The sequence below is a fragment of the Streptomyces sp. NPDC052040 genome (assembly GCF_044548405.1).
Taxonomy (GTDB): domain Bacteria; phylum Actinomycetota; class Actinomycetes; order Streptomycetales; family Streptomycetaceae; genus Streptomyces.
In genome coordinates, this window is record NZ_JBIUBV010000001.1 from 371905 (window position 1) to 397051 (window position 25147).

Annotated in this window: 14 protein-coding genes; 6 read left to right on the plus strand and 8 right to left on the minus strand. The window is 73.0% G+C overall.

Annotation, left to right across the window (positions count from 1 at the left end; genetic code table 11):
• Positions 1-65: 65 nt before the first annotated feature.
• Positions 66-1298 (plus strand): YihY/virulence factor BrkB family protein, encoded by a 1233-nt coding sequence (locus ACIHAA_RS01580; protein WP_399811576.1) that lies wholly within the window; start codon positions 66-68, stop codon positions 1296-1298.
• Positions 1299-1430: 132 nt separating this feature from the next.
• A complete protein-coding gene (locus ACIHAA_RS01585) occupies positions 1431-3050 on the plus strand; it encodes a carboxylesterase/lipase family protein (RefSeq protein ID WP_399811579.1) in 1620 nt (539 codons plus the stop codon).
• 121 nt (positions 3051-3171) lie between these two features.
• On the opposite strand, the gene mmuM is transcribed toward ACIHAA_RS01585, so the two are convergent.
• From mmuM to ACIHAA_RS01605, 4 genes are all read right to left on the minus strand, one after another.
• On the minus strand, positions 3172-4128 hold the full coding sequence (mmuM, locus tag ACIHAA_RS01590; RefSeq protein ID WP_399811582.1) for a homocysteine S-methyltransferase: 957 nt from the start codon (positions 4126-4128) through the stop codon (positions 3172-3174).
• 137 nt (positions 4129-4265) lie between these two features.
• Positions 4266-6701, minus strand: a complete 2436-nt coding sequence (locus ACIHAA_RS01595; RefSeq protein ID WP_399813678.1) for a PP2C family protein-serine/threonine phosphatase — start codon at positions 6699-6701, stop codon at positions 4266-4268.
• A gap of 359 nt (positions 6702-7060) precedes the next feature.
• Positions 7061-11071: a HAMP domain-containing protein gene (locus ACIHAA_RS01600; RefSeq protein ID WP_399811585.1), complete on the minus strand. Its 4011-nt coding sequence runs from the start codon at positions 11069-11071 to the stop codon at positions 7061-7063.
• A 726-nt stretch (positions 11072-11797) separates the two neighbouring features.
• The gene (locus ACIHAA_RS01605; protein WP_399811587.1) at positions 11798-12577 is read right to left on the minus strand and encodes an alpha/beta fold hydrolase; all 780 of its coding nucleotides are present in this window, start codon (positions 12575-12577) and stop codon (positions 11798-11800) included.
• 241 nt (positions 12578-12818) lie between these two features.
• Between ACIHAA_RS01605 and ACIHAA_RS01610 the strand changes: the two genes are divergently transcribed.
• Positions 12819-14051 carry an MFS transporter gene (locus ACIHAA_RS01610; RefSeq protein WP_399811590.1) on the plus strand — a complete coding sequence of 411 codons (1233 nt, stop codon included), beginning with the start codon at positions 12819-12821 and terminating at the stop codon, positions 14049-14051.
• Positions 14052-14064: 13 nt separating this feature from the next.
• On the opposite strand, the gene ACIHAA_RS01615 is transcribed toward ACIHAA_RS01610, so the two are convergent.
• From ACIHAA_RS01615 to ACIHAA_RS01625, 3 genes are all read right to left on the minus strand, one after another.
• Entirely contained in the window at positions 14065-16977 is a 2913-nt protein-coding gene (locus tag ACIHAA_RS01615; RefSeq protein WP_399811593.1) for a glycoside hydrolase family 2 TIM barrel-domain containing protein, read from the minus strand.
• A 7-nt stretch (positions 16978-16984) separates the two neighbouring features.
• Positions 16985-18217, minus strand: coding sequence for an ROK family protein (locus ACIHAA_RS01620; protein ID WP_399811596.1), 1233 nt, complete (start codon positions 18215-18217; stop codon positions 16985-16987).
• Between the two features lie 154 nt (positions 18218-18371).
• The gene (locus ACIHAA_RS01625; protein WP_399811599.1) at positions 18372-19619 is read right to left on the minus strand and encodes an FAD-binding protein; all 1248 of its coding nucleotides are present in this window, start codon (positions 19617-19619) and stop codon (positions 18372-18374) included.
• Between the two features lie 296 nt (positions 19620-19915).
• Between ACIHAA_RS01625 and ACIHAA_RS01630 the strand changes: the two genes are divergently transcribed.
• From ACIHAA_RS01630 to ACIHAA_RS01640, 3 genes are all read left to right on the plus strand, one after another.
• Positions 19916-21247, plus strand: a complete 1332-nt coding sequence (locus tag ACIHAA_RS01630) for a radical SAM protein (RefSeq protein WP_399811603.1) — start codon at positions 19916-19918, stop codon at positions 21245-21247.
• 275 nt (positions 21248-21522) lie between these two features.
• Entirely contained in the window at positions 21523-22974 is a 1452-nt protein-coding gene (locus ACIHAA_RS01635) for a cellulose binding domain-containing protein (protein WP_399811605.1), read from the plus strand.
• Between the two features lie 56 nt (positions 22975-23030).
• Positions 23031-24047, plus strand: coding sequence for a threonine/serine dehydratase (locus ACIHAA_RS01640; protein WP_399811608.1), 1017 nt, complete (start codon positions 23031-23033; stop codon positions 24045-24047).
• Between the two features lie 759 nt (positions 24048-24806).
• Here the strand turns inward: ACIHAA_RS01640 and ACIHAA_RS01645 are convergent.
• Positions 24807-25034, minus strand: coding sequence for a hypothetical protein (locus ACIHAA_RS01645; RefSeq protein ID WP_399811611.1), 228 nt, complete (start codon positions 25032-25034; stop codon positions 24807-24809).
• Between the last annotated feature and the right edge of the window lie 113 nt (positions 25035-25147).

The following is a 25147-nucleotide window of genomic DNA, read 5'->3' on the forward strand; positions in this document are numbered from 1 at the left end:
GGCGCCGCGCGGAGCGGCCCGGGCACGGGATGAGGGCAGGCCCGGGCGGCGGATACCGTTAAGGCGTGCAGCCAGCAGCAAGCGAACCTCCCGAGCGCTCCTCCGGCCGTCTCCACCGGGCCCGCGCCCTGTACCGGAACGTCTCCAAGCGCAGGACCGCCTGGCTGCTGCTGAAGGACACGGTCAACTCGTGCATGGAGTACCGGATTCTCGGACTCGCGGCCGAGGCGGCGTTCTTCACGCTGCTGTCCGTGCCCCCGCTGCTGCTCAGCCTCATCGGGCTGCTCGGCTATGTGGACGCCTGGACCGGCGCCGACACCATCCAGAGCCTGGAGCGCAACCTGCTGGAGGCGTCCCGCACGGTCCTGTCCGACAAGGGCGTCGCGGAGATCGCCCAGCCGATCCTGCACGACGTGATGAAGGGCGGCAGGCCCGATGTCATCTCCGTCGGCTTCCTGTTCGCCCTGTGGTCGGGATCCCGGGCGGTGAACGTCTTCATCGACACCATCACGGTGATGTACGGGCTCGACGGCACCCGGGGGATCGTGAAGACCCGGCTGCTGTCGTTCGGCCTGTTCATCGTGGCGCTGCTGATCGGCTCGGTCGCGCTGCCGCTGATGGTCGCGGGCCCGGACGCCGTGGTGAACGTGGTGCCCTGGTCCGCGACGGTGGTGCAGATCCTGTACTGGCCGGTCGTCATCATCCTGTCGGTCGTCTTCCTGACGACGCTCTACCACGTGTCCGTGCCGGTGCGTTCCCCCTGGGTGGAGGACGTGCCCGGCGCCCTGGTGGCGCTCGCGATGTGGGTGCTGGGCAGCTTCCTGCTGCGCATCTATCTGACCCACACCATCGAGGGGCCCACCATCTACGGTTCGCTCGCCGCGCCCGTGGCGGTGCTGCTGTGGATCGGGGTGGCCGCCTTCGCGGTGCTGGTCGGCGCGGCCGTCAACGCGGCCATCGACCGGGTGTGGCCCGCCGCGGCCACCGCCGCCGCCCGCGCGGCGAACGAGCGGCTGCGGCAGGAGCAGGCCGCCGAGTACGTGGCCCGCGCGGCGGCGGCCCGCGCCGCGGAGCCCGACGACCCCGACGACCCGGACATGCCCTCCGAGTTCCCCGAGCGCTGGTCCCGCTTCCTGCCCCCCGAGGACGTGACGTCCCGCCTGCGCACCCAGGCCCGCGGCGGGTCCCACCCGTCCGGGAAGCCGTCCCACCCGCCCGCGGAGGAGTCCCACCCGTCCGGGAAGGAGCCCCACCCGTTCGGGAAGAAGGGGGATGCGGAGGGGGACTCCGGGCACTGACGGGGGCGGTACGGTCCGGAGCCCGGGGAACCGGGGGGAACCCGGGGCGGCCGGACGGGGAAGGGAACCCGATGCGGTGAGGCGGGCGGGCTCCGGGCGACCGGTCGGGCCCGGACGGGAAGGAGAGCCCGGATGGAGCGTGCGGACGAGGCGGCCACGGACCCGGGGAACGCGGCGGACCCCGTGGTCCGCACACCCCACGGCGCGGTGCGCGGGCGCCACGAACACGGGATCGCCGTGTTCCGCGGCATCCCCTACGCCGCCCCGCCCTTCGGCCCGCGCCGCTTCCGCCCGCCGGTGCCGCCCGAGCCCTGGGACGGTGTGCGGGACGCGGGCGCCTTCGGGCCGACGCCCCCCAAGCCGCCGTACTCCGAGGCGTTCGCCCGCTATCTGTCCGACCCGGTGGTGCCGGGCGACGACTGCCTCAACCTCAATGTGTGGACCCCGGCGCCCGATCCGGGAGCCCGGCTTCCGGTGCTGGTGTGGATCCACGGCGGCGCCCTCACCCGCGGCTCCTCCGCCGTGCCCGTCTACGACGGCAGCGCCTTCGCCCGCGACGGAGTCGTCCTCGTCTCCTTCAACTACCGCCTCGGCGTGGAGGGATACGGCCTCTTCCCGGACGCCCCGCCCAACCCGGGACTGCGCGACCAGATCGCCGCGCTGGAGTGGGTGCAGCACGCCGTCGCCGCCTTCGGCGGGGACCCCGACCGGGTGACCGTCTTCGGGGAGTCCGCGGGCGCCATCAGCATCGGCGCGCTGCTGGCGAGCCCCCGCGCCCGGGGACTGTTCCGGCGGGCGGTGCTCCAGAGCGGGCCGCCCGAGTCGACGGAACGGGACACGGTGCGGCGCCTGGTACGGCGGATGGCGGCCCGGCTGAAGGTACCGGCCACCGCGGCCGCGTTCGCCGGGGTGGACCGGGCGCTGCTGGCCGAGGCCCAGGCGGAGGCGGCCCGCCGGTCCGGCCCGCTCCTCGGCGGCCCCGCCTTCGGAATCGTCGTCGACGGCGACCTGGTGCCCCGCGACCCGCTCGCCGCACTGCTCGACGGCGCCTCCGCGGACGTACCCCTGCTCCTCGGCTGGACCAGCGACGAGTACCGGCTGTGGCTCGTGCCCACCGGGCTCACCGAACACATCGACCGGCTGGGCCCGGTGGCGCTGGCCGGGGCGATGGCCCGCTGCCACTGCGGCCCCGAGGTGCCGCGCGGCTACCGTGCCGCCCGTTCCGGCGCCCCCGCCTCCGAACTGGTGGGCCAGATGCTCACCGACCGGCTGCTGCGGTATCCGCTGCACCGGCTGGCCGGATCCCGCACCGGCGGCGGCCGTGCGCCCGCCCATGTCTACGAGTTCGCCTGGCCCTCCCGGCGGCCCGGCCTCGGCGCCTGCCACGCCCTGGAACTCGGCTTCGTGTTCGACAGCTCCGGAGTGCCGGAGGCGGAGCAGCTCACGGGCCCGGGGGCGCCCCGCGAACTCGCCCGGGAGATGCACTCGGCATGGGTGCGCTACGCGACGGACGGCGACCCCGGCTGGCCCGCCTGGGACCCCACCCGTCCGGTACGAGTCTTCGGCGGCGGAGGGGATCCCGTGGCCCATGGCCCCCGGGACCGGGAGATGGCGCTGTGGGCGGCGGCGTCCGCGCGCGCCGAGCCCAGGCCCGCCGGGTCCGGTGCGGGAGGCGGCTCCTTCCTCGGGAGCGCGACCCCGCTGTCGGCCCTACGGCGGCTGCGCAGGCCGGGGGCCACGCGGCGCCGTTGAACCTAGGAACGGCCCGACCTCGACCCCGCTCCCGCGCCTCGGCCCCGACCCCGCGCCTGGGTCCGGCCGCTCGGTCCGGCTGCCCGGCTTGGCTCCCTCGGCCCGGCTCCCCGGCGGGGGGTCAGCCCGGTGTCCGGCGTCCCGGAGTCCGCAGTGTGTCGGCGATCGAGCTGATCGCCTCCGGGCCCACCCGGCAGCAGCCGCCGATCAGCCGGGCCCCGGCCGCCCGCCACTCCGAGACCTGTGCCGCGGTGAAGGTGGTGCGGCCGTCCCAGGCGCGGGCCCCGGCGTCCCACCGCTCACCGCTGTTCGGGTAGACCACCACCGGCTTGCCGGTCACCCGCGCGGCCGTCTCCACGGCGGCGCCGACGTCCTCGGGCGCGCAGCAGTTCACGCCCACTGCGATCACCTCGTCCGCCTCGGCCGCCGGGGCGAACGCCTCGGTCAGCGGCTGCCCCGCGCGCGTACGGTCCCCGAGAACGCTGTACGACAGCCAGACGGGCACGCCGAGGCCGCGCACCGCCCGCAGCAGCGCCGTGCCCTCGTCCGCGTCCGGGACCGTCTCCAGGGCCAGTACATCGGGCCGGGCCGCGGCCAGCACCTCAAGGCGCGGACGGTGGAAGGCCTCCAGCTCGGCGACCGTGCGGCCGTAGCGCCCCCGGTACTCGGAGCCGTCCGCGAGCATCGCCCCGTACGGCCCCACGGATGCCGCCACCCACAGCGGCCGTCCGACGCCCCCGGCCCGCGCCCGGTCCGCCGCCTCGCGGGCCAGGTCCACGCTGAGGGCGAGCAGCCCGGCCGCGCGGCTGCGGTCGATGCCCCGCTCGGCGAACCCCTCGAAGGTTGCCTGGTAGCTGGACGTGATGGCCACGTCCGCGCCCGCCTCGAAGTACGCGAGGTGCGCCGCGGTGATCGCCCCGGGCCGCTCCGCGAGCAGCCGCGCCGACCACAGCGCGTCCCCGAGATCGTGTCCCGCCGCCTCCAGCTGGTTCGACAGCCCGCCGTCCAGGACGAGCGTCCCGGCGGCGAGGGCCTCGGCGAAGGTCCGGTTCAGCGGGGGAGGGGCGGTGCCGGTCATGTCCCGACGCTAGCCGAGGAACGGGCGGGCCGCCCCGCCCCGTCCAAGGAGTGGTCACCGGGACCGGGACGGGACTGGACCGAGTCCGGGGCCGGGTCCGGTCTCGGGACCGGGTTCGGGTCCGGGGGCGGTGGGGCTCAGGCGACCCGGATGCCCACGATGCAGGTGTCGTCGTCGGTGTCCGACTTGCTGTACGTCAGCAGCCGGTCCAACTGCTGGTCCAGGGTGGGCGGCACGGTCCGGGCGGCGGTCAGCAGCTGGGCGAGGGACTCCTCCACCGAGCGGTCGCGGCGCTCGATCAGGCCGTCGGTGTACATCAGCAGCGTGTCGCCGACGGCGAGCTGGACCTCGTGCTCCTCGTACACCGCCTCCGGTACGGCACCCAGCAGTATGCCTCTGAGCAGGGGCAGCGCGGCCGTCTCACCGTCGCGTACCAGGACGGGCGGCAGATGCCCCGCCCTGGCCCAGCGCAGGCTGTGGTCCCGCGGGTCGTACAGGGCGCACACCGCCGTGGCGGTGACCGCGCCGGTCAGATGGTGCGCCACCATGTTGAGCCAGGACAGCAACTGGCCCGGCCCGGCGCCCGTCACCGCGAGCCCGCGCAGCGCGTTGCGCAGCACGACCATGCTGGTGGCGGCCTCGATACCGTGCCCGGCGACATCCCCCACGCACAGCAGCACCAGCCCGGACGGCAGTACGACCGCGTCGTACCAGTCGCCGCCCACCAGCTGTTCGGTCTCCGCGGGCCGGTAGCGCACCGCCACCTGGAGGTTGTCGGCCTCCAGCGGAGCCTGCGCCGGGGGCATGATGGCGTGCTGCAACTGGAGGGTGAGCCGGTTGCGTTCGCTCGCCTGCTGCTCGGTGTGCGCGAGCCGGTCCCGGGTCGCGGCGAGCGCCACCTCGGTCCAGTGCTGCGCGGAGATGTCCTGGTAGGCGCCCCGGACGACGAACGGCCGCCCGTCGGAGTCGAGCACCGGCTCGGCCACCACCCGGATGTGCCGTGTCACCCCGTCGGGACGCTGCAACCGGAAGGCCGTGGACGCCGGGCGGCGGCCGTGCAGCAGGGTGCGCAGAAACCTGCCGATGGCGACGGCGTCGTCGGCGTGCGCATGCGCGGCCAGAGCCTCCAGGGGCACCGGAGGACTCGACACGGGCTTGCCGTAGAGGTCGAAGAGCTGCCCGTTCCAGGTGATCTCGCCGGTGAGCAGGTTCTCCTCGAAACCGCCGATGCGGCCGAGGCGCTGGGCGTGCTGGAGCAGGCTCGCCAGGCGGGCCGCCTCGTCCTCGATCCGCCAGATCAGCAGCACGCTGCCCGCATGGCGGCTGATGCTGATGTCGGCGACCGCCGCCAGCGGGACCTCGCCCACCAGCGCGGTGAGCCGCATCCGGTGGGCGCGGAACGGCTCGCCCGTCGCGTAGACGCGCTCTATCCGTTCGAACAGCTCGCTGTGCCCGGCCGCCATCGGGTACGCCTCAAGGAGCAGGGCACCGCTCACGACGCCGCGCGGCCGCCCGGCGGGGTCGAGGAAGTGGCTGTTGACGTGCTGGATGCGGAAGTCGACGAGATCCCCGTCGGCGTCGAGCTGGGGCGCCAGCACCAGAGCGGGGTCGTGCAGCCCGTCCGCCAGGTCCATCAGCTCCGCGACGTCCGGCACCACCCGCGGGGACACCTCACCGTCCGGATGCAGTCGCGCGGAGGACTCCAGGGTGTGGGCGCACAGTTCGGCCAGGGCCTCGATCTGACGGACGATCTGCGGCGGTTGCGGGGCCAGCGGTGCGGGCCAGGCGATCTCCAGCACTCCGTGGATACGGCCCCCGGCCCCCGCGGGCAGCGCCACCCGGCCGCCGTCCGGATGGTGGTGCTGGCCGATGGTCGGCAGCCCGGTCGCGGACAGGGAGGCGATCCACTGCCCGGACCGCTCGGCCAGACCCCGGCGCGCCACGGTCGCCACGCCCGGCGGCACATACCGCCAGCGTCCGGCCTCCGCCGCCGAGAAACCGGCGCTGCCCGCCAGGGTGAGGGAGCCGTCCGCGCCCGTGGCCCAGATGGCCACGGCCTCCGCGCCGAGCGGGGTCAGGGCGTGCTCCAGCAGGGAGTCGGCCACGGCCTGGGTGTCGTCGGCGGCCAGCGCGCCGCTCTCCGCGGCTCGCAGCCGTACTGCGGACGACCGGTTCCGGGCGGTGCCCGGGGCCGTGGCGGTCTCCCGGGCGCCGGTGCCCGTGGTGACGGCCAGAAAGGCGGAGGTGACCTCCGAGAGCCGGTCGCGGGACGCCTGGTTGATGACCTCGACCGCGAATTCGAGGGGGGTGGCGCCGGCCTGCTCGGTCAGCTCGGCGAGCTGCCGGGCTGCCTGCGCGGGGCCGCAGCCCAGCCGTTCGACCAGGATGCCCTTGGCGAGTTCGACCAGCGCGCGCCCGTCGGCCTCGGCGTGCGCCGCCAGCACCTCCCGCCGCAGCCGCTCCACGGTGGCCGCCAGCCTGCCGAAGGGGGAGGCGCCGTCCTGCTCCCCGGCACCGGGGCCCGGTCGCGCGGCGGCGCCCGTTCCGACGCGGGCGGCCGCCGGGCGGGGGATCCCCGGACCGCCGGCCCGTCCGGCCCGGAAGCCGTCCGCACCGGGACCGACCACCGCGGACTCGAAGCTGTCCGGATCGAAGCCGTCCGGCCCCGATCTGTCCGGACCCGACCTGTCAGAGCCCAACCGGTCAGAACCCGATCTGTCCGGACCCGACCTGGCCGGACCGAAGTCGTCAGGACGCGCGGGCGGGCCGGAAGCGGGCCGTTCGGGGTGCTGCCGTTCGGGGGGCTGCGGTTCGGCGGGCTGCGGGGGGTTGCTCACGATGGGCCTGTTCCTCGGCTGGGACGTCCCGGGACGCCACACGGAGGGCGCCCGCGGGCGCCCGGTCGGCTGGTGCGTGCGGCGGGCGCCCCCTCTCAGGCGGGCAGCCAGCGTCGGACGCAGGCGATGAGATCGTTGGTGTCCACCGGCTTGGTGACGTAGTCGTTCGCCCCCGAAGCGAGGCTCTTCTCCTGGTCGCCCGGCATCGCCTTCGCGGTGACGGCGATGATGGGCAGGTCCGCGTACTGCGGCATCGTACGGATCTCGGCCGTGGCGGCGTAACCGTCCATCTCCGGCATCATCACATCCATCAGCACCACCGCGATGTCGGGGTGGGCGAGCAGCGTCTCGATGCCCTTGCGGCCGTTCTCCGCGTGCAGCACCCGGAAGCCGTGCAGCTCCAGGATCCCGCTGAGCGCGAAGAGATTGCGCGCGTCGTCGTCGACCACCAGCACCGTACGGCCGAGGAACGCGTGGTCCAGGGGGTGCGCGGTGGCGTGCTGCGGCTCGTCCGCGCGGACCAGGGACAGCACGTCCCCCGGCTCCTCGGCGGACAGATGCAGGGTGATGTGCTCGCGCAGCTCGTCCAGGCTGGACAGGAAGTCCAGCGGGCGGCCGCCCGAACTGGACCGCAGGGCATGCTCCTGGGACAGGTCCACCCGGTGGCCGCTGTGCACGAGCACCGGCACGCTCGCCAGCGCGGAGTCGCCCCGCATCGCCTCCAGCAGGCGCGCGGCCTCCTCGTCCGGCATACCGAGTTCCAGTACGACGCAGTGGCACGGCTCGGCCGCCAGGGCGCTCGCCGCCTCCTGCGCCCCGATGGCGGTGATGATGTCGATCGCCCCGCGGGTGTCCCCGCTGTCGTGGTCCTGCACGATGTCCGCGACCGCGCTCTCCGCGACCAGGGTCAGCAGACCGCGCGGCCGTTCCTCGACGACCAGCAGCCGCCGTCTACGCTGCCCGGGCATCACCAGCGGGATGCCGCCGGAGTCCGGGCGCGGTGTCGGCACCACCGTGGCGGGCAGCGTCTGGTCGCTCGGCTCCAGGGCCCGGCCGCTGCCGTCCACCAGCTCCTCGAAGTCGGCGCGCGCCACCGGCAGATAGAGCGTGAAGGTGCTGCCCTGCCCCGGGGTGCTGTCGACCGTGACGGCACCGCCGAGCAGATGGGCGATCTCCCGGGTGATCGACAGGCCGAGGCCGGTGCCGCCGTACTTGCGGCTGGTGGTGCCGTCCGCCTGCTGGAACGCCCCGAAGATCGTCTCCAGTTGCTGCTGGGGAATGCCGATGCCGGTGTCCATGACCCGGAAGGCCACCACGGTGGCGCCGCGGAGGACACCCGCGGGCACCTCCTTGTCGGCGGCGGGCTCGATCCGCAGCTCGACATTGCCCTGCTCGGTGAACTTCACCGCGTTGGAGAGCAGATTGCGCAGGATCTGACGGAGCCGGGAGTCGTCGGTGAGCAGGTCGGCCGGGGCGCCCGGGGCCGTGGTGACCGTGAACTCCAGGCTCTTCTGCGTGGTCATCGGGCGGAAGGTCGCCTCGACGTACTCCAGCAGCTGCCGCAGCGAGACCCGTTCGGGGCTGACGTCCATCTTGCCCGCCTCGACCTTGGACAGATCGAGGATGTCGTTGATCAGCTGCAACAGGTCGGAGCCCGCGGAGTGGATGATGCCCGCGTACTCCACCTGCTTCGGGGTGAGATTGCGCGAGGGGTTCTGTGCGAGCAACTGGGCCAGGATGAGCAGGCTGTTCAGCGGGGTGCGCAGCTCATGGCTCATGTTCGCCAGGAACTCCGACTTGTACTTGGAGGCGAGCGCCAGCTCCTGGGCGCGGGTCTCCAGCTCCTGCCGGGCCTGCTCGATCTGGAGGTTCTTGGCCTCGATGTCGCGGTTCTGCGAGGCCAGCAGGGACGCCTTCTCCTCCAGTTCGGCGTTGGAGCGCTGGAGTTCCTCCTGCTGGACCTGCAACTCCTCGGAACGGGCCTGGAGTTCGGCGGTCAGCCGCTGGGACTCCTCCAGCAGCTCGTCGGTGCGGGCGTTGGCCACGATGGTGTTGAGGTTGACGCCGATGGTGGGCATCAGCTGGGCCAGGAAGTCCTGGTGGATCTGGGTGAAGCAGGAGACCGAGGCCAGTTCGATCACGCCGAGCACCTGGTCCTCGACCACGATGGGCAGCACCATCAGGGCGCTGGGGACCACCCGGCCGAGCCCCGAGGAGATGGTGACGTATCCCGGCGGAAGCTCCTCCACGCTGATGGCGCGGCGGTTGCGGGCGGCCTGCCCGACCAGCGAGCGGCCGACCGGGATCCGGGCCGGGCGGTCCTCGTCGTCGGGGAAGCCGTAGGAGCCCACCAGCCGCAGTTCGGACCCGCGTTCGCTCTCCTCCGCGAGATAGAAGGCGCCGTACTGGCCCGACACCAGCGGCGACAGCTCGTCCATGATCAGCTCGGCGACCACCGGCAGGTCCCGGTGGCCCTGCATCAGACCGGAGATCCGGGCCAGGTTGGTCTTGAGCCAGTCCTGCTCCTGGTTGGCCCGCGTGGTCTCCCGCAGGGACTCCACCATGGAGTTGATGTTGTCCTTCAGCTCGGCGACCTCGCCGGAGGCCACCACGGTGATCGACCGCGTCAGATCGCCCTCGGCGACCGCGCTCGCCACCTCGGCGATCGCCCGGACCTGCCGGGTCAGGTTCCCGGCCAGCTCGTTGACGTTCTCGGTGAGCCGCTTCCAGGTGCCCTCGACGCCCTCCACCTCGGCCTGGCCGCCTAGCCGTCCCTCGCTGCCGACCTCGCGGGCGACGCGGGTGACCTCGGCGGCGAACGAGGACAGCTGGTCCACCATCGTGTTGATGGTGGTCTTCAGCTCCAGGATCTCGCCGCGGGCGTCGACGTCGATCTTCTTGGACAGGTCGCCGTTGGCCACCGCCGTCGTCACCAGGGCGATGTTGCGCACCTGGCCGGTGAGGTTGTTGGCCATCGAGTTGACGTTGTCGGTGAGGTCCTTCCAGGTGCCGGCCACATTGGGTACGTGCGCCTGGCCGCCGAGCCGTCCCTCGGTGCCGACCTCGCGGGCGACGCGGGTGACCTCGTCGGCGAAGGCGGACAGCGTGTCGACCATGGTGTTGATGACGTCCGCGAGGGCCGCGACCTCGCCCTTCGCCTCGACCGTGATCTTCTGCGAGAGGTCGCCGCGGGCCACGGCGGTGGCGACCTGGGCGATGGAGCGCACCTGGCCGGTCAGGTTGGACGCCATCACATTGACGTTGTCCGTGAGGTCCTTCCAGGTGCCCGATACACCTCGGACGATGGCCTGGCCGCCGAGGTTGCCCTCGGTGCCGACCTCGCGGGCGACGCGGGTGACTTCGTCGGCGAAGGCGGAGAGCTGGTCGACCATCGTGTTGATGGTGTTCTTGAGCTCGAGGATTTCGCCGCGGGCGTCGACGGTGATCTTCTGGGAGAGGTCGCCCTGTGCCACCGCGGTGGCCACCTGGGCGACGTTGCGGACCTGGGCGGTGAGGTTGCCCGCCATGAAGTTGACCGAGTCGGTGAGATCGCGCCAGACACCGCCGACCCCGGGCACCTGGGCCTGGCCGCCGAGCCGTCCCTCGCTGCCGACCTCGCGGGCGACGCGGGTGACCTCGTCGGCGAAGGCGGACAGCTGGTCGACCATCGTGTTGACGGTCTCCTTCAGCTGGAGGATCTCGCCGCGGGCCGGCACATCGATCTTCTGCGAGAGGTCGCCCTTGGCCACCGCGGTCGCCACCTGGGCGATGTCACGGACCTGGGTGGTGAGGTTGCCGGCCATGGCGTTGACCGAGTCGGTCAGGTCGGCCCAGGTGCCGGAGACGCCGGGCACCTCCGCCTGGCCGCCGAGCGTGCCCTCGGTACCGACCTCGCGCGCGACGCGGGTCACCTCGGAGGTGAACACGGACAGCTGGTCCACCATGCCGTTGAACACGGTGGCGATGTCGCCGAGCAGGCCCTCGCCGTCGGACGGCAGCCGGGTGCCGAAGTCGCCGTCGCGCACGGCGGTCAGCCCGGCCAGCAGCTGCCGCAGCTCCTGGTCGCCCGGTGTCCGCTCCACGGTCCCGGTCGTCTTGCTGGTCATGCGCACCCTCGTTCCGCTCCCCAGGAGCCCTCACGCCGAGGACTCGGAACCGCGCCGGGCCCGCGAACGGTCCCGTTTTACCGCCCCCGCGTTTCGGCAGTTCACAGGATCTGCCGGTTGAAAAATCCGTCGAAGGTTAACTCAGTTGTCGTGTGACAACCAAAGTCTGTCGCAAGGGCTCCCGGTTCCGCATCGGGCTGCTTCGGACGCCCACGGATGCACCACCGGAGCCCGCGCCCGGGCGCACCGAGCGCGGGCCGCCCGGGCGCACCGAGCGCGGGCCGCCCGGGCGTATCGAGCGCGGGCCGCCGGAGCGCAACGAATGCGCGCCGCCGGGGCGCGCGACGGCCACTTCACGCCCGGGCGGGTGTCATGGTGGCCCGGACGGGCCCCGTCCGCGTAGGACCGTTGACCTCCCGGTGCCGTGCGCCTACCTTTTCGGCGTTCGGAGGACGGGACGTGACACGGCGTCCCGGAGGCACCGCTTTCCGCCATTCGTCCGGTGAGGCGCCGGGTCCCCGGGGTACCCGGGTCTGGTGCACGGCGCGCCGGTGACGCAGGATTTGTTACTGGAGGGTCGCTCACGTCTGCCGCGGCCCCCGACGCGCGGGTCCGGCACATCTGCCGTACGCCCCGCCCACACGCCCCTGGGGCGTCCCGACCGGAACCGGGGCGCCCCAGGTCCCGCCCCGCCCGGGCACGCCGACGCCCCGGGAGTCCACCCGGTCAGTCGAGCAGTGTCTCCACCATCCGCGCCGCGAACTCCCGGGGATGCTCGACCGCCCCCAGATGGCCGCCGGGGAACTCGGCGAAGCCGCCGCTGGTCAGCTCGGCCGCCAGGGCGGCGGTCCGGTGCAGCAGCCGGCCGCGCGAGGCGGTCCCCGCCGCCAGCACCGGCGGCGACGCGGCCAGGGCGCCGAGATCCGGCTCGTACGCCGTGAACCGGGGGAGGACACGGCTCAGGAAGAGGGCCATGGGGCTGTTCAACTCCTCCTCGGGCGCCAGCGGCCGGGCCGGCCCCGGGGCCGGGGCGGACGTGCCCGCCAGCCCGGCGGCCATCAGGGCACCGGCCGCCTCCGGACCGCTGGAGCGGTAGACCTCGTACACCTCCGTGAACATCGCCGACTGCCGGTCGGCGTCGGGCAGGATCCGCACCACCGGCGGCTCGTGCGCGAGCACCCGCCGCAACCGCTCCGGGTGGCGGGCGAGCAGATCGAGTACGGCGACACCGGCCGAACTGAAGCCGAAGACATACGCCGCATCGCCGTCCGGCAGTACCTCGCCGAGCACACGGTGCGCGCCCTCGCTCCAGTCCGCCACCCGCTGCTCCGGGACGGGCAGGCCGAGGCGGCCGTGGGCGAGTCCGAGAGGGTCGTACGTCACCACCGTGAAGTGTCCGGCGAGAGCGGCCGTCAGCGGCTCGAGCCCCATGGGGTGCCCCGCGCCACCGGGGACGACCAGCAGCACGGGCCCGTCGCCGCGGACGTCGTAGTGAAGGTCGCTCATGGTCCTGCTCTCCTCGAACGGTCGCTGAGGCGCGCCGGGTTGCGGCCCGGCGCACCCGGTCGGGCGCAGTCTAGGAGCGGCCGTCCGGGGGACGACAGCGGTTTTCCACCGTGCCTCCCGGGCCCGAAATTCGATTGGCCGGGCCCCTCCGCAGTGGTATCCGTTGGCCGTCCGGTCGTTCACACCGGGACGGCACGACGGCACCACGGCACGACGGCAACGAGACACGGGGGACGGGCTGTTGGAAGAGGCGCGGGCGCGGCGGGGGAAGAGGGACTTCGGGATCTTCTGGGCCGGACAGACCCTCTCGGTGCTCGGCGACTCCTTCGCCCTGATCGCGCTGCCGCTGCTGGTGCTGGACGCCACCGGATCCGTCGCCCGCATGGGGCTGCTGACCGCGGTGGGCGGGGCGGCCTCCGTGCTGGCCGGGGTCTTCGCCGGGGTGGTGGTGGACCGGGTGGACCGCAGAAGGCTGCTGATCGCCTGCGACCTGGTCCGCATGCTGCTGTACGGGCTGATCCCGCTGCTGTGGCTCACCGGGCCGCGCATCTGGCTGCTGTACGCGGTGCTTCCGCTGTGCGAGGCCGTCGGCATGCTGTTCTCCGTCGCCTATGTCACCGTCGTGCGCCAACTGGTGGACGGCGAGCGGATCACCGCCGCCAACGGACGGCTGAACGCGACCGCCGCGGCCGCCGGGGTGATCGGCCCGGTGGCCGCGGGCGCCGTGGCGGCCTGGGCGGGCCCGGTCGCCGCCGTGGCGGTGGACGCGGCCAGCTTCGGCGTCTCGGCAATCTGCATGGTCCTCGTACGGTTCGCACCGGCCGCGGGGCCCGGACCGGCGGCGCCCCCGCTGCGGCTGCGGCGGGATCTCCTCACCGGCGCCTCCTATCTGTGGCACCACCCGGTGCTGCGGACCCTGACCGTCCTGCTGTCCCTGTTCAGCTTTCTCCAACTGGGCCTGAACGACCTGCTCATCTACCACCTCAAGCACGACCTCCACCGAAGCGACCACGCGGTCGGCACCGTGCTCGCCGTCGGCGCCCTCGGGACGGTCGCCGGGTCCCTGCTGGTGGCCCGGATACGCCGCGGCCTCGGCTTCGGACCCACCTGGATCGGCGCGGTCGCCCTCTGCGGCCCGGCCCTCGCCGGGATCGGCTGGGCGCGCTCCGCACCGGTCGTCGCCCTGCTGACCACCGTCTTCCTCGGGAGCACCGCCGTCGCGGGTACCTGCTCCATGTCCCTGCGCCAGGAGGTGACCCCCCGCCATCTGCTGGGCAGGGTCACCTCGGCGTTCTGGACGATCCACTACGCGGCCGCCCCCATCGGCGCAGTCACCCTCACCTGGGCCGCCCAGCACCGCGGTACCGCGGCGGTGGGCGTGGCAGCCGGAGTCTCCTGCACAGCCATAGCGGCCCTCGCCCTGCTCACCCCCGTACGCCTACGCCACCCGGAAGTCACGGCCGAGGCGGCGTGAGGGGGCGCACTCGTCACCGAGCTCCCGTCACCGTGAACACAAACGAGAACTCCGTGGGCTCGGCCCGCAGGAAGTAGCGTGGCAGCGGTCCCGGGCCGCAGGACTGGGAGCCGATGCCGTGCTGGCCGTGGTCGAGGTTCACCCAGACCCGGTCGCCCGGGGTCAGATCGGTGCGGTGGTCGGCCGCGTCCAGTTCCTCGCTGGTCCAGCGGCGGGCGGTGAACCAGAACTCCGGCTCGCCCTCGATCCGCAGGCCCCCGATCTCGGCCCAACGGACGTCGGCCCGGGCGCCGTTCTCCTGCGGCCGGACGTAGGGCGTGTGCAGGGCGTCGACCGTGGACTCCCAACGGCCGATCCGGGACGCCGACTTTGTGTCCGGGTACGCCTCACCGGGCCCGCCGCCGTACCACCGCACACGGTCCGCGGAGCCCGGCAGTCCGAAGCGGACGCCCAGCCGGGGCAGCGGCACCGTCCACTCGCCCTCGGGCGTGACGGTCACCGTCAGCTTCAGCCGCTCCCCGTCGGAGGTCCAGCGGTACACCGTGGCGAGCCCCACCTCCCGGGCGGCGGGCGCGACCCGCGTCCGTACGGTCAGCGCGTCCCCGCCCGCTTCCACCGCGTCCAGCCGGTGCCGCATCCGGTGCAGGCCGAGGGCGCGCCACAGCAGACCGTGGCGGGGGCCGCCCTGCCAGGAGGCGCCCTCGTCGTTGTCGGTCGGTGCCCGCCACACATCCAGGCGGAGTCCGGTCAGATCCACCGGGCCGATGGACCTCGGCTCACCCGTGCGGGCGTCGAAGGAGGCCGGCCCGAGCGTGATCCTGCCGTGGCCGACCCGCGGGACACGGTCACCGGCGAACCCCAGCCGGGGTCGCTGCGCCACCGGGAACTGACCCCATGCCACCTCGTGCCCCCGCCGCGCCCAGGGGGTGTCGCTGGCCAGCACCGCCCGTACCGTCCAGTGGGTCTCGGCACCTTGAACCCCGGGCGGTTCCGGCAGCTTCACGTCCGCCGACTCGCCCGGTGCGAGCTGCGGCACCGGCAGCGCGCCCCTCGCGACCGTCGCGCCGTCCGCCTGGAAGGACCACTCGAAGGCGAGGGCCGAGAGGTCGGCGACATCATGCGCGTTGTGGATCCGCACGGTTCCGCCCCGGCCCCCGCCTTCGATCCGCACGGGCTCGATGACCTTCTTGTACTCGATCAGACCCGGCGAGGGCTCCCGGTCCGGGAACAGCAGCCCGTCGCAGACGAAGTTCCCGTCGTGCAGTTCCTCCCCGAAGTCACCGCCGTAGGCGAAGCCATGGCGGTCGTCCGTGATGCCGTGGTCGATCCACTCCCAGACGAAACCGCCCTGGAGCCGCTCGTACGCCGTGAAGAGCCGCTGGTAGTCGGCGAGTCCACCGGGGCCGTTGCCCATGGCGTGCCCGTACTCGCAGAGCAGGAAGGGCAGTTCGCGGCGCTTGTGGCCCCCGCCGTCCAGCCGTCGGCCGATCCGCTCCACCTCTTCGTGGTCGGCGTACATCCGCGAGTAGAGGTCCGTGTCCCGGCAGGAGCGGTCACCCTCGTAGTGCAGCAGCCGTGAGCCGTCCCGGCCGCGGATCCACTCGGCCATCGCGGTCAGCCCGCGCCCCGTGCCGGCCTCGTTGCCCAGCGACCAGACGACGACCGACGGATGGTTCTTGTCCCGTTCGACCATGCGGACGGCGCGGTCGAGGAGCGCCGGGGTCCAGCGGTCGTCGTCGACCGGGTTGCCGCGCCAGGACTGCTCGGTGAAGCCGTGGGTCTCCAGGTCGCATTCGTCGATCACCCAGAGGCCGTACGCGTCGCACAGGTCGAGGAAGGCCGGATGCGGGGGATAGTGCGAGGTGCGTACGGCGTTGATGTTGTGCCGTTTCATCAGCAGTACGTCTTCGCGCATGGTCTCCGGATCGAGCGCGCGGCCCGTCCCGGGATGCCACTCGTGCCGGTTGACCCCCTTGAAGAGCACCGGCCTCCCGTTGACCTCGATCAGTCCGTCCGTGACCGCCACCGTGCGGAAGCCGATCCGCAGCGGGACCCGCTCGCCCTCGGTGGCCAGCACACCGTCGTAGAGTCTCGGGATCTCCGCGGACCACGGCTCCACGGGGACGCTCACCGGCTCTCCGGTGGCGATGTCGATGCCGAGGGCGGGCACGGTGACCCGGCCGTCCACATCCGAGTCGACCCTGAGCGTGCCCTCGCCGGAGCGGTGGTCGTACGAGGCGTGCACAAAGTGGTCGCGGACGGCGCCCGCCGGGCGGTGCAGCAGGGTGACGTCCCGGAAGATGCCCGGCAGCCACCACTGGTCCTGGTCCTCCAGATAGGAGCCCGCGGACCACTGGTGGACCCGGACCGCGAGCACATTCCCGCCGGGCCTGAGCAGTTGCCCGACGGCGAACTCGTGCGGCAGCCGGGAGCCCTTGAAGTCGCCCAGCTCCGTCCCGTTCAGCCAGACCCGGGCACAGGACTCGACCCCGTCGAAGCGCAGCACGGCCCCGCCGTCCCGGGGCCAGCCCTGCGGCAGGTCGAAGAGGCGCAGATGGTCGCCGGTGGGGTTCTCGGTCGGTACGCGCGGCGGGTCGACCGGGAAGGGATACCGCTGGTTGGTGTAGATCGGGGCCCCATGGCCCTGGAGCACCCAGTGGCCGGGGACCGCGATCTCGTCCCAGTCCCCGGCGTCGTATCCGGGCTCGGCGAAGGAGTCGTCCCGGGCGTCCGCCGTCGGCGACAGACGGAAACGCCATCTGCCGTTCAGACAGAGGGAGGCGGCGTCCGAGGCCGCGTACCAGGCGCGCGGCGGCAGGCACCCGCGGCCCGGCCCAACGTCCTCGACGTAGCCGACGACAGCCGACCGGGGAGCGGAGGCGGCGCAAGGAGGGGCGGGGGAGGAGGGAGAGGTGTGGTGGGACATCGTTCTCCTAGGTCCTCGGTGGGGGCGGGCCAGGCGTGGTGCGGGGCGTGCCGACCGACCGGAGCGCGCCTTCGAGGGCGAGGACCGCCGCTCCGAGGCACACCGGATCGGTGGGTACGGTGGACAGAACGATCTCGGTGGCGGTGAAGGACCGTCGCAGCGCGTGCCGTCCGACGGCCGCGCGCACCTCGGTCAGCAGCGGTTCGCCGAGCGCCGCCGCGACCCAGCCGCTGAGCACCACCACCTCGGGGTCGAGCAGCTGGACCAGACCGGCCGTCGCGGCCCCCAGAAAGCGGGCGGTGTCGTGGACCACCGCGAGCGCCACGGGATCCCCCTCGGCGGCCCCGCGGCCGAGGGCGTCGAGGGTGGCGGTCTGGTCCCCGGGGCGCAACAGGGGGCTGTCCGGGCTCCGTTCCCGCAGATTCCGCAGGATCCCGGGCGCCCCGACATAGGCCTCCACACAGCCGCGGTCACCGCAGGGGCAGGGCCGCCCGTCCAGCACCAGCGTCGTATGGCCCCACTCCCCGGCCCTGTCGCCGGCGCCCCGGTGCAGTCCGCCGCCCAGCGCCAGCCCGGCCCCGACCCCCGTGCCCAGAGTGACGACCACGGCGTCCCCCCGGCCGCGGGCGGCACCGAACCACTGCTCGGCGGTCACCGAGGCACGCAGCGGACTGTCCAGGTACAGGGGATGGCCGAGGTGCTCGGCGAGCAGGCCGAGCAGCGGCACCTCGGGCCGGTCCCCGTGTGCGGCGTACCCGGCCGTGCCCCGGTCGCGGTCGACCGGACCGGGCACACAGATGCCGGTCCCCAGGACCCGGGCACCTGCCGCACCCGCCTGTGCGACCACGGCGTCGACGGCCGCGGCCACCCGGGCTGCGACCTGCTCCGGACGGATCCCTGTGGGGCGTATCCGCTCCTCGGCGCGCGCCCGTACGGTCAGCGCCAGGTCGAACAGCTCCACGCGGACCCAGGTTTCCGCGATGTCCACACCGATCAGGGCGCCCCCCGACCTGTGCACCGCGACCAGCCCCCGCGGCCGCCCGCCCGCGGAGTCCTCGAATCCGGCCTCGGTCAGCAGCCCGAGACCGAGCAGTTCGCCGACCAGTGTGGCGACCGTGGCGAGACTGAGTCCGGTGGCGGCGGCCAGCTCCTGCCGGGAGGCCGGGGAGCGGGCGATGATCCGGCGCAGTACCTCGTACCGGTTGGCGGTACGGATGTCACGTGAGGTGCCGCGCTTCATCTGCCCCTCCGCACGCCCGGGCGTACGCGCCCGGCGCGGCGCGAGCCTATGACTGCCCACGTGGTTTCTACAAGGACGGGGAGAGGGGGCCCGACACAGCGGCCGAAGCCCGCGGACACGGCCGGGGGATCCGCTCAGGAGCCGGGCCATCCGCTCATGCCGCCCCCAGCACGGCCCCGACGAACGCGTTGCGGAACTTCCCTGCCGGATCCAGCCCGGCGGCCAGCGCGGCGAAGTCCCCGAGCCGCGGGTAGCGATCGCGCAGCGTCCCCGGGTCCATGGTGAACACCTTGCCCCAGTGGGGGCGGGCCTCCAGCGCGCCGAGCGCCTCCTCCACCCGCCGGACCACCGGCAGCACGGCCGCCGTGTCGTCGGTCCAGGTGAAGTGCAGCGCCACCGAGTCCCTGCCGTACGCGGGGCTCAGCCACTGCGCGTCGGCGGCGACCGTACGTACCTCACAGGTCTGGAGCACGGGCGCAACCGTCGCCCGCAGCGCGTCGAGGGCGGCGAGCGCCTCCCGGGCGTACGGGCGGGGCAGCAGATACTCCGACTGGAGTTCGGCACCGCTGCTCGGCATGAAGTCCGCCCGGAAGTGGGGGAGCCGCTCGTGCCACGGCCCCGGGACCCCGGACTGCCGGGTGCAGTGGACCGCGGGCATGCCGGGCACCGGGTGCAGCGCCCCGGTGGCGGGCCGGGCCCAGGGGAAGTCCACCGGCGCCCGGTCGGTGCGCCGCTTCAGCCACACCTGCCGGAAGCCGGGCGCACGCCAGTCGGTGAACAGGCTCACGCTGTACGCGGCCGCCGCCACGGCCTCGAAGTCCAGCCCCTCCAAAGGGAGTTCGGTGAACACATGCTGCTCGACACGGAAGGCCGGTTCCAGGCCCAGGGTGAGTGCGGTGACCGCGCCCAGCGCGCCGAGGGCGGTCACGGAGCCGTCGAAGCGGGGGTCGGCCCGCCCGATCCGCACGGCCGAGCCGTCCGCCGTGAGCAGTTCCACCTCCCGTACGGCCGAGGCGAGCGAGCCGTTCGCGACCCCCGAGCCGTGCGTGCCGGTCGCCACCGAGCCCGCCACCGAGATGTGCGGCAGGGACGCCATGTTGTGCAGGGCGAGCCCGTGTCCGTGCACCACCCGGGCCAGCTCGGCGTACCGCACACCGCCCCCCACCCGTACCGTGCGGGCCGCGGTGTCGACGTCCACCTCGCCCGGCAGTGCGGACAGCGAGATCAGCACACCGCCGGGTCCGGGTTCCGCGATCTCGTTGAAGGAGTGGCCGCTGCCCAGGATCCGCACCTTCGCCCGCGCGGCGATCAGTGCGCGCAGCTCGTCGAGCGAACGCGGCCGGTGCAGCTCGTCGGCGGCGTAGACGATGTTGCCCGCCCAGTTGGTCACGCTTCCGGTCATCCCGGCGTCCCTCCCCGCGGCTCACGAGAGCCGCGCGTCCGCGCGTACCTGCCCACCGCCGAACCTATATCGCCGGGCCGCCCAGCTACGGCTCTCCGGCCTTCGCCGTCCCGGCCCCCTCGTGCTGGACCCTCCGACGGGTGTGCCCGGGCTGGACCCTCCGACGGGTGTGCCGCAGGTCACCCCGGGGTGGCCGCGCCCCGGCGCGGGGGGACCCGGCACGGCTGCCGCGCGGGCGGGGGCATACCGTGAGGAGTCGCATGCCTGAGCAGGCCTGAGCAGGGAGGAGAGCCGGGATGGGCAGTCGTACCGCACTGGTCGAGGATCTGATGGAGCGCTTCCCGCACGTACCGCGGGAAGCGGTCTTCAAGGAGGACCTGCTCCGCGGGGGTGTGGCCTTCGACGCCTCCGCCCTGTCGGACAACGAGAGCGGCGAGGTCAAGCCGAAGTCGTACTTCATCTTCTCCTTCGACCACGGCACCCTGCCCGAGCTGGGCGAGGCAGCCCTGCGCCGCCCGCCCGAGGAGATCATCCTCACCGGGGGCCCCTACGACCTGCGCCGCACCGTCGTGTCGGTACGGGTCAATCCGGCCTCGCCCTACCGGGTGGCCGCCGACGAGGAGGGCATGCTCGGGCTCTACCTCGACGGACGGCGGATCGCGGACGTCGGCGTACCGCCCATGCCCGAGTACTACCGGCACACCCTCTCCAACGGGAAGTCCGTGATGGAGGTGGCCCCCACCATCCAGTGGGGCTATCTGATCTACCTCACGGTCTTCCGCGTCTGCCAGTACTTCGGCGCCAAGGAGGAGTGCCAGTACTGCGACATCAATCACAACTGGCGCCAGCACAAGGCGGCCGGCCGCCCCTACACCGGGGTCAAGGACGTCGAGGAGATCCTCGAGGCGCTGGAGATCATCGACCGCTACGACACCCAGAAGGCGTCCACCGCCTACACCCTCACCGGCGGTGCGATCACCTCCAAGGTCGCGGGCCGGGACGAGGCGGACTTCTACGGGCACTACGCCAAGGCCATCGAGGAGCGCTTCCCGGGCCGCTGGATCGGCAAGGTCGTCGCCCAGGCGCTGCCCAAGCCCGATGTGCAGCGCTTCAAGGACTACGGCGTGCAGATCTACCACCCCAACTTCGAGGTGTGGGACCGGCGGCTGTTCGAGCTGTACTGCCCCGGCAAGGAGCGCTACGTCGGCCGGGACGAGTGGCACAAGCGGATCCTGGATTCCGCGGAGATCTTCGGCGCGCGCAATGTCATCCCGAACTTCGTGGCGGGCGTGGAGATGGCCGAGCCCTTCGGCTTCACCACCGTCGACGAGGCCATCGCCTCCACCACGGAGGGCCTGCGCTTCTTCATGTCCCACGGCATCACGCCCCGCTTCACCACCTGGTGCCCGGAGCCGACCACCCCGCTCGGCAAGGCCAACCCCCAGGGCGCGCCGCTGGAGTACCACATCCGCCTGCTGGAGGCATACCGGGCCACGATGGACGACTTCGGACTCTCCTCGCCCCCCGGATACGGGCCCCCCGGACCCGGCCGCGCGGTGTTCTCCGTCAGCTCCTTCATGGACAGCCTTCCGGCCCGGGAGCCGTCCGAGGACACCTCTCCCGCGTAACCGCGACAGATATCCGCAACAGATACAGCAGAAGTGACGCAGGGCCCGCGGGCCCCGGTACGGAACTCCGTACCGGGGCCCGCGGCCGTACCTCCTACCACGGCGTGCCCCCCGGACGGCGGCAAATGAATAGGTCGCTTGTCAGTTGTGCGGAAAGCGTGAAAGGCTCTCGGAACGCCCTGGAAATCCCACCAACTCCTGCACCCACCAGGAGAGTTGACGTGACACTCCAGTGGCATCGCATGCACGGAGAAGCACGTGACGCAGGAGCCGCCATGCCCGACCTGCCGACCCCTCAGGACGCCGCCGAGGCCGCGCTCCTGTCGGAGTGCTGGGACGCGGTCCTGTCCTACGCCGAGCTGTGCACCGCCGGTTCGGGCGGAGCCCGGCAACTGGCCGCCGAGGCGTTCGGCCGCGGTATCGGCGAGGTCCGCGACAGTGAGGCCCGGGCCGGAGCCACCGGCCACCGCACCGCCCGGCTGCCCCGGATCCCGCTGCTGCTGGCCGCGGTCCGCACCACCGCCGCGGCCTGGGAGCAGCAGGGCAGGGGACATCTGCTCGACCCGGACCTGCGGCTGTGGCTGAACTCCGGGAAGGCCGCCCGGTACACCGGACCGCCCCTGCTGCGCCCCCCGGCCCTGCGTGGCCTGAGGGACCTCCAGGCACCGGACGCGGCGCTGCTGTGGCTGACGGAGGTGGAGGCACTGCCCCCGCCCGACGCGGCCCGCAGGCTCGGTCTGGACCCGGCCGCCGCCGAGCGCGAACGCGACCAGGTACGGGCCCTGTTCCGGGACCGCTGCCGACGCAACCACCGTGAGACACCGATGAGCCCCGAGTGCCGCGGCTACGCCCGGCTCCTCGACGCGGCGAGCCCCGCCCCCGGCACCGGCACCGGCACAACGCCGGAGGGCCTCTTCCTCCACCTCGCCACCTGCCCCGAGTGCACCGAGGCCGCGGCCTGTCTGCGGGCCCGGGGCGAGGGCACGGCCGCCGCCCTGGCGAGCCAGGTGATCGGCTGGGGCGGCCTCGCCTACCTCGAACGACGCCGCCGGGCCGCGAAGGCGGGGCTGAGCGGCGGCCGCGCCGACGCGGGCACGGACCGGGGCATCGCGCCGGGTACGGCGGCGCGCCGCCCCCGGATCGGCCGGACCGGGACCCTGGCCGCCGCCCTGACCGTCTCGGCGCTGGCGCTCACGGTCTCCCTGCTCCACTCCGGCGACCCGAACGACCGCGCTCACGCGGACGCCGACCCGGCCGAAGCGGCGGCCGCCGTCCCCACACCCTCCCTGCCGACCCCGCCCCGTTCCGCCACCGGGACACCCAAGGCCTCGGCCGCCCCGACCCGGACCGGCGACTCCGACACCGAACCCCAGTCCACCTCGAACAGCCCCGTACCCGACCCGTCGCCCGCGGCCTGCCGCGTGACCTACACGATCACCGACGCCTGGCCGAAGGGCTTCCAGGCGGCCGTCACGATCACCTCGGCCCGGGCCCTGGACGACTGGCACCTCGACTGGACCTACGGCAACGGCCAACGCATCACCCAGCTCTGGGACGGCCACGCGGCCCAGCACGGCCCCCGGGTCACCGTCCGGGCCGCCGACTACAACCGCCACATCGCCGCCCACGGAACCGCCGCCTTCGGCTTCATCGCCACCCGCCACGGCCCGGACACCTCACCCACCGCCTTCACGGTGAACGGCACGCCGTGCACACTGGCCCCCTGATCCGCACCGGACCCGCCCGGCGCGCCAACGGCCCGTTCCCCCACAGGAGCACCAGCGTGCACCAGCTCACGTACGGCGACATCACGGCCGCCGCCGACCGCACCACCGGACACATCCGCCCCGTCACCCTCGCCCCCCTCGACCCCGGCGCGATCCCCACCGCCCACCGGAGCACCCCGGACGAGCGCCCCCGACAGCCCTGCCAGGTATGGCTGGCCCTGGAGTTCATGCAGCACACCGGATCCTTCAAGGCCCGCGGCGCGTACAACTTCCTCCGGGCCCACCGCGACGCAGGCACCCTGCCCGAGGCCGGGGTGACCATCGCCTCCGGCGGCAACGCCGGTCTGGCCTGCGCCTGGGCCGCCCGGCAGCACGGCGTGCCCGCGACCGTCTTCCTGCCCGCCACCGCCCCCGCGGTGAAGGTCGAGAGGCTCCGCGGCTACGGCGCCGAGGTCCGGCTGACCGGCACGGAGTACGCCGACGCCCTGGCCGCCTGTGAGTCCTTCGCCGCCACCACCGGCGCGCTCTCCTCCCACGCGTACGACCATCCGCTGATCGCGGCCGGTGCGGGTACCTTGCTGGAGGAGATCCACCGGCAGCTCCCCGGACTGGACACCGTGGTCGTCGCGGTCGGCGGCGGCGGACTGTTCGCAGGCGTGGCCACGGCCGCCCGGCACCACGGCATCCGCACGGTGGCGGTCGAACCGGACAACTGCCGCGCCCTGAACGCCGCCCTACAGGCCGGCCGTCCCGTCGACGTCACCGTCGACTCCGTCGCCGCCGACTCCCTCGGCGCCCGCCGCGCCTCCACCATGGCCCTGCACGCCGCCCAGCAGGAGGAGGTGTGCTCCCTCCTGGTGCCGGACACCGAGATCATCCGCGCCCGCCGACTGCTGTGGGACCACCGCAGACTCGCCGTCGAACACGCAGCCGCCACAGCACTGGCCGCCCTGACCTCACCCGACACCCACTACCGCCCGGCCGAAGGCGAAAAGGTCTGCGTCGTCCTCTGCGGCGCCAACACCGACCCCACCGACCTGGCCAACCCAAATCCGAGCCCCGACGCCGAATGACGCCGACCCCCGCCCGATCACTCCGGACCAGCAGTACCCCCTGAATCCCCCCGCGGGCCCCGGACATTGCCGGGGCCCGCCCGCAGCATTGGCCAGATCGCCGATGAGGCGCCCGCGACGCCGAACTCACCGACCAGGCCGTAGCCGCCTACGTGACCAAGTACGTCACCAAATCCACCAACGCCTCCGGAGCCCTCGACCGCGCCCTGTTCCGCCGCCCTTGCCAGGGACGCGGTCGCCACCCTCCTGCCCCACGGAACGCCGCTCCCGCGTACCGCCTGCGTGAACCGGTACCGCGTCCCCGGCCTGGCCAAGTAGAAGCTCGCCAAACTCACCGCCAAGGATGTCCGCGCCTGGCTCAATCAGCTCCGCGTCACCTGCCAGTGCTGCTCGCACGGCATCGATGTCAATCGTGATGAGGCCCGTTGCTGCGCCGTCGGATCGTGCTGTTCGAAGCGACTCTCTCCGCTGACGCTGGCCTACATCCACTCCGTGCTCAAGTCTGCCCTGGAAGCCCGCCAGTTCCTCACAGTCGCGTGCAGACACCGGCTCCATGCCCTGTTCGAACTTGCGCTCCACACCGGACTCCGTAAAGGCGAACTCCTCGGCCTCTGCTGGGAAGACCTCGACCTCGACCTCGGCCGGAGCACGGCCGCCATCCGCCGCACCAACACCTGGAGCCCACCAGTTACGACCTGTAAGGCCTCAGGTTTGCTGTCACAACTACACGGAGCCGATGCAGCCTATACGCGGGAGGCCTTACGTCCCATCCGCCTGCTCTTCGGAAATGCGGCGAGCCGCGTCATCCGCAACTTCGCTCCACAAGATGAGCCCCTCGGATTCGAATTCTTCCTGGAGGGCCTGGCGAATTTCGTCCACCGGGCGCCCCTTGCGGGTTCCGCGAACCTTCCCAAAGGCACGTTCAAATTTACGCAAATGCTCTTGCATGTGAGGAATGTCCTTGTCGTACTCTGCGGGACCGACCATGTGAACGTCACCACCTATCACTTTCAGGGTCGCACGGCACTCATAGGTTCCTGCGATAGATCTGCTGTGGGTACGGCAACGCTCCTGGGTCGAAGATGTGCTCGACCCTCCCG

Excerpts from the sequence above, each read along its gene's own strand:
- ACIHAA_RS01585 (WP_399811579.1), top strand. The coding sequence starts at position 1,431 with ATGGAGCGTGCGGACGAGGCGGCCACGGACCCGGGGAACGCGGCGGAC.
- mmuM (WP_399811582.1), bottom strand. The coding sequence starts at position 4,128 with ATGACCGGCACCGCCCCTCCCCCGCTGAACCGGACCTTCGCCGAGGCC.
- ACIHAA_RS01600 (WP_399811585.1), bottom strand. The coding sequence starts at position 11,071 with ATGACCAGCAAGACGACCGGGACCGTGGAGCGGACACCGGGCGACCAG.
- ACIHAA_RS01605 (WP_399811587.1), bottom strand. The coding sequence starts at position 12,577 with ATGAGCGACCTTCACTACGACGTCCGCGGCGACGGGCCCGTGCTGCTG.
- ACIHAA_RS01615 (WP_399811593.1), bottom strand. The coding sequence starts at position 16,977 with ATGTCCCACCACACCTCTCCCTCCTCCCCCGCCCCTCCTTGCGCCGCC.
- ACIHAA_RS01620 (WP_399811596.1), bottom strand. The coding sequence starts at position 18,217 with ATGAAGCGCGGCACCTCACGTGACATCCGTACCGCCAACCGGTACGAG.
- ACIHAA_RS01625 (WP_399811599.1), bottom strand. The coding sequence starts at position 19,619 with ATGACCGGAAGCGTGACCAACTGGGCGGGCAACATCGTCTACGCCGCC.
- ACIHAA_RS01630 (WP_399811603.1), top strand. The coding sequence starts at position 19,916 with ATGGGCAGTCGTACCGCACTGGTCGAGGATCTGATGGAGCGCTTCCCG.
- ACIHAA_RS01635 (WP_399811605.1), top strand. The coding sequence starts at position 21,523 with ATGCCCGACCTGCCGACCCCTCAGGACGCCGCCGAGGCCGCGCTCCTG.
- ACIHAA_RS01645 (WP_399811611.1), bottom strand. The coding sequence starts at position 25,034 with ATGGTCGGTCCCGCAGAGTACGACAAGGACATTCCTCACATGCAAGAG.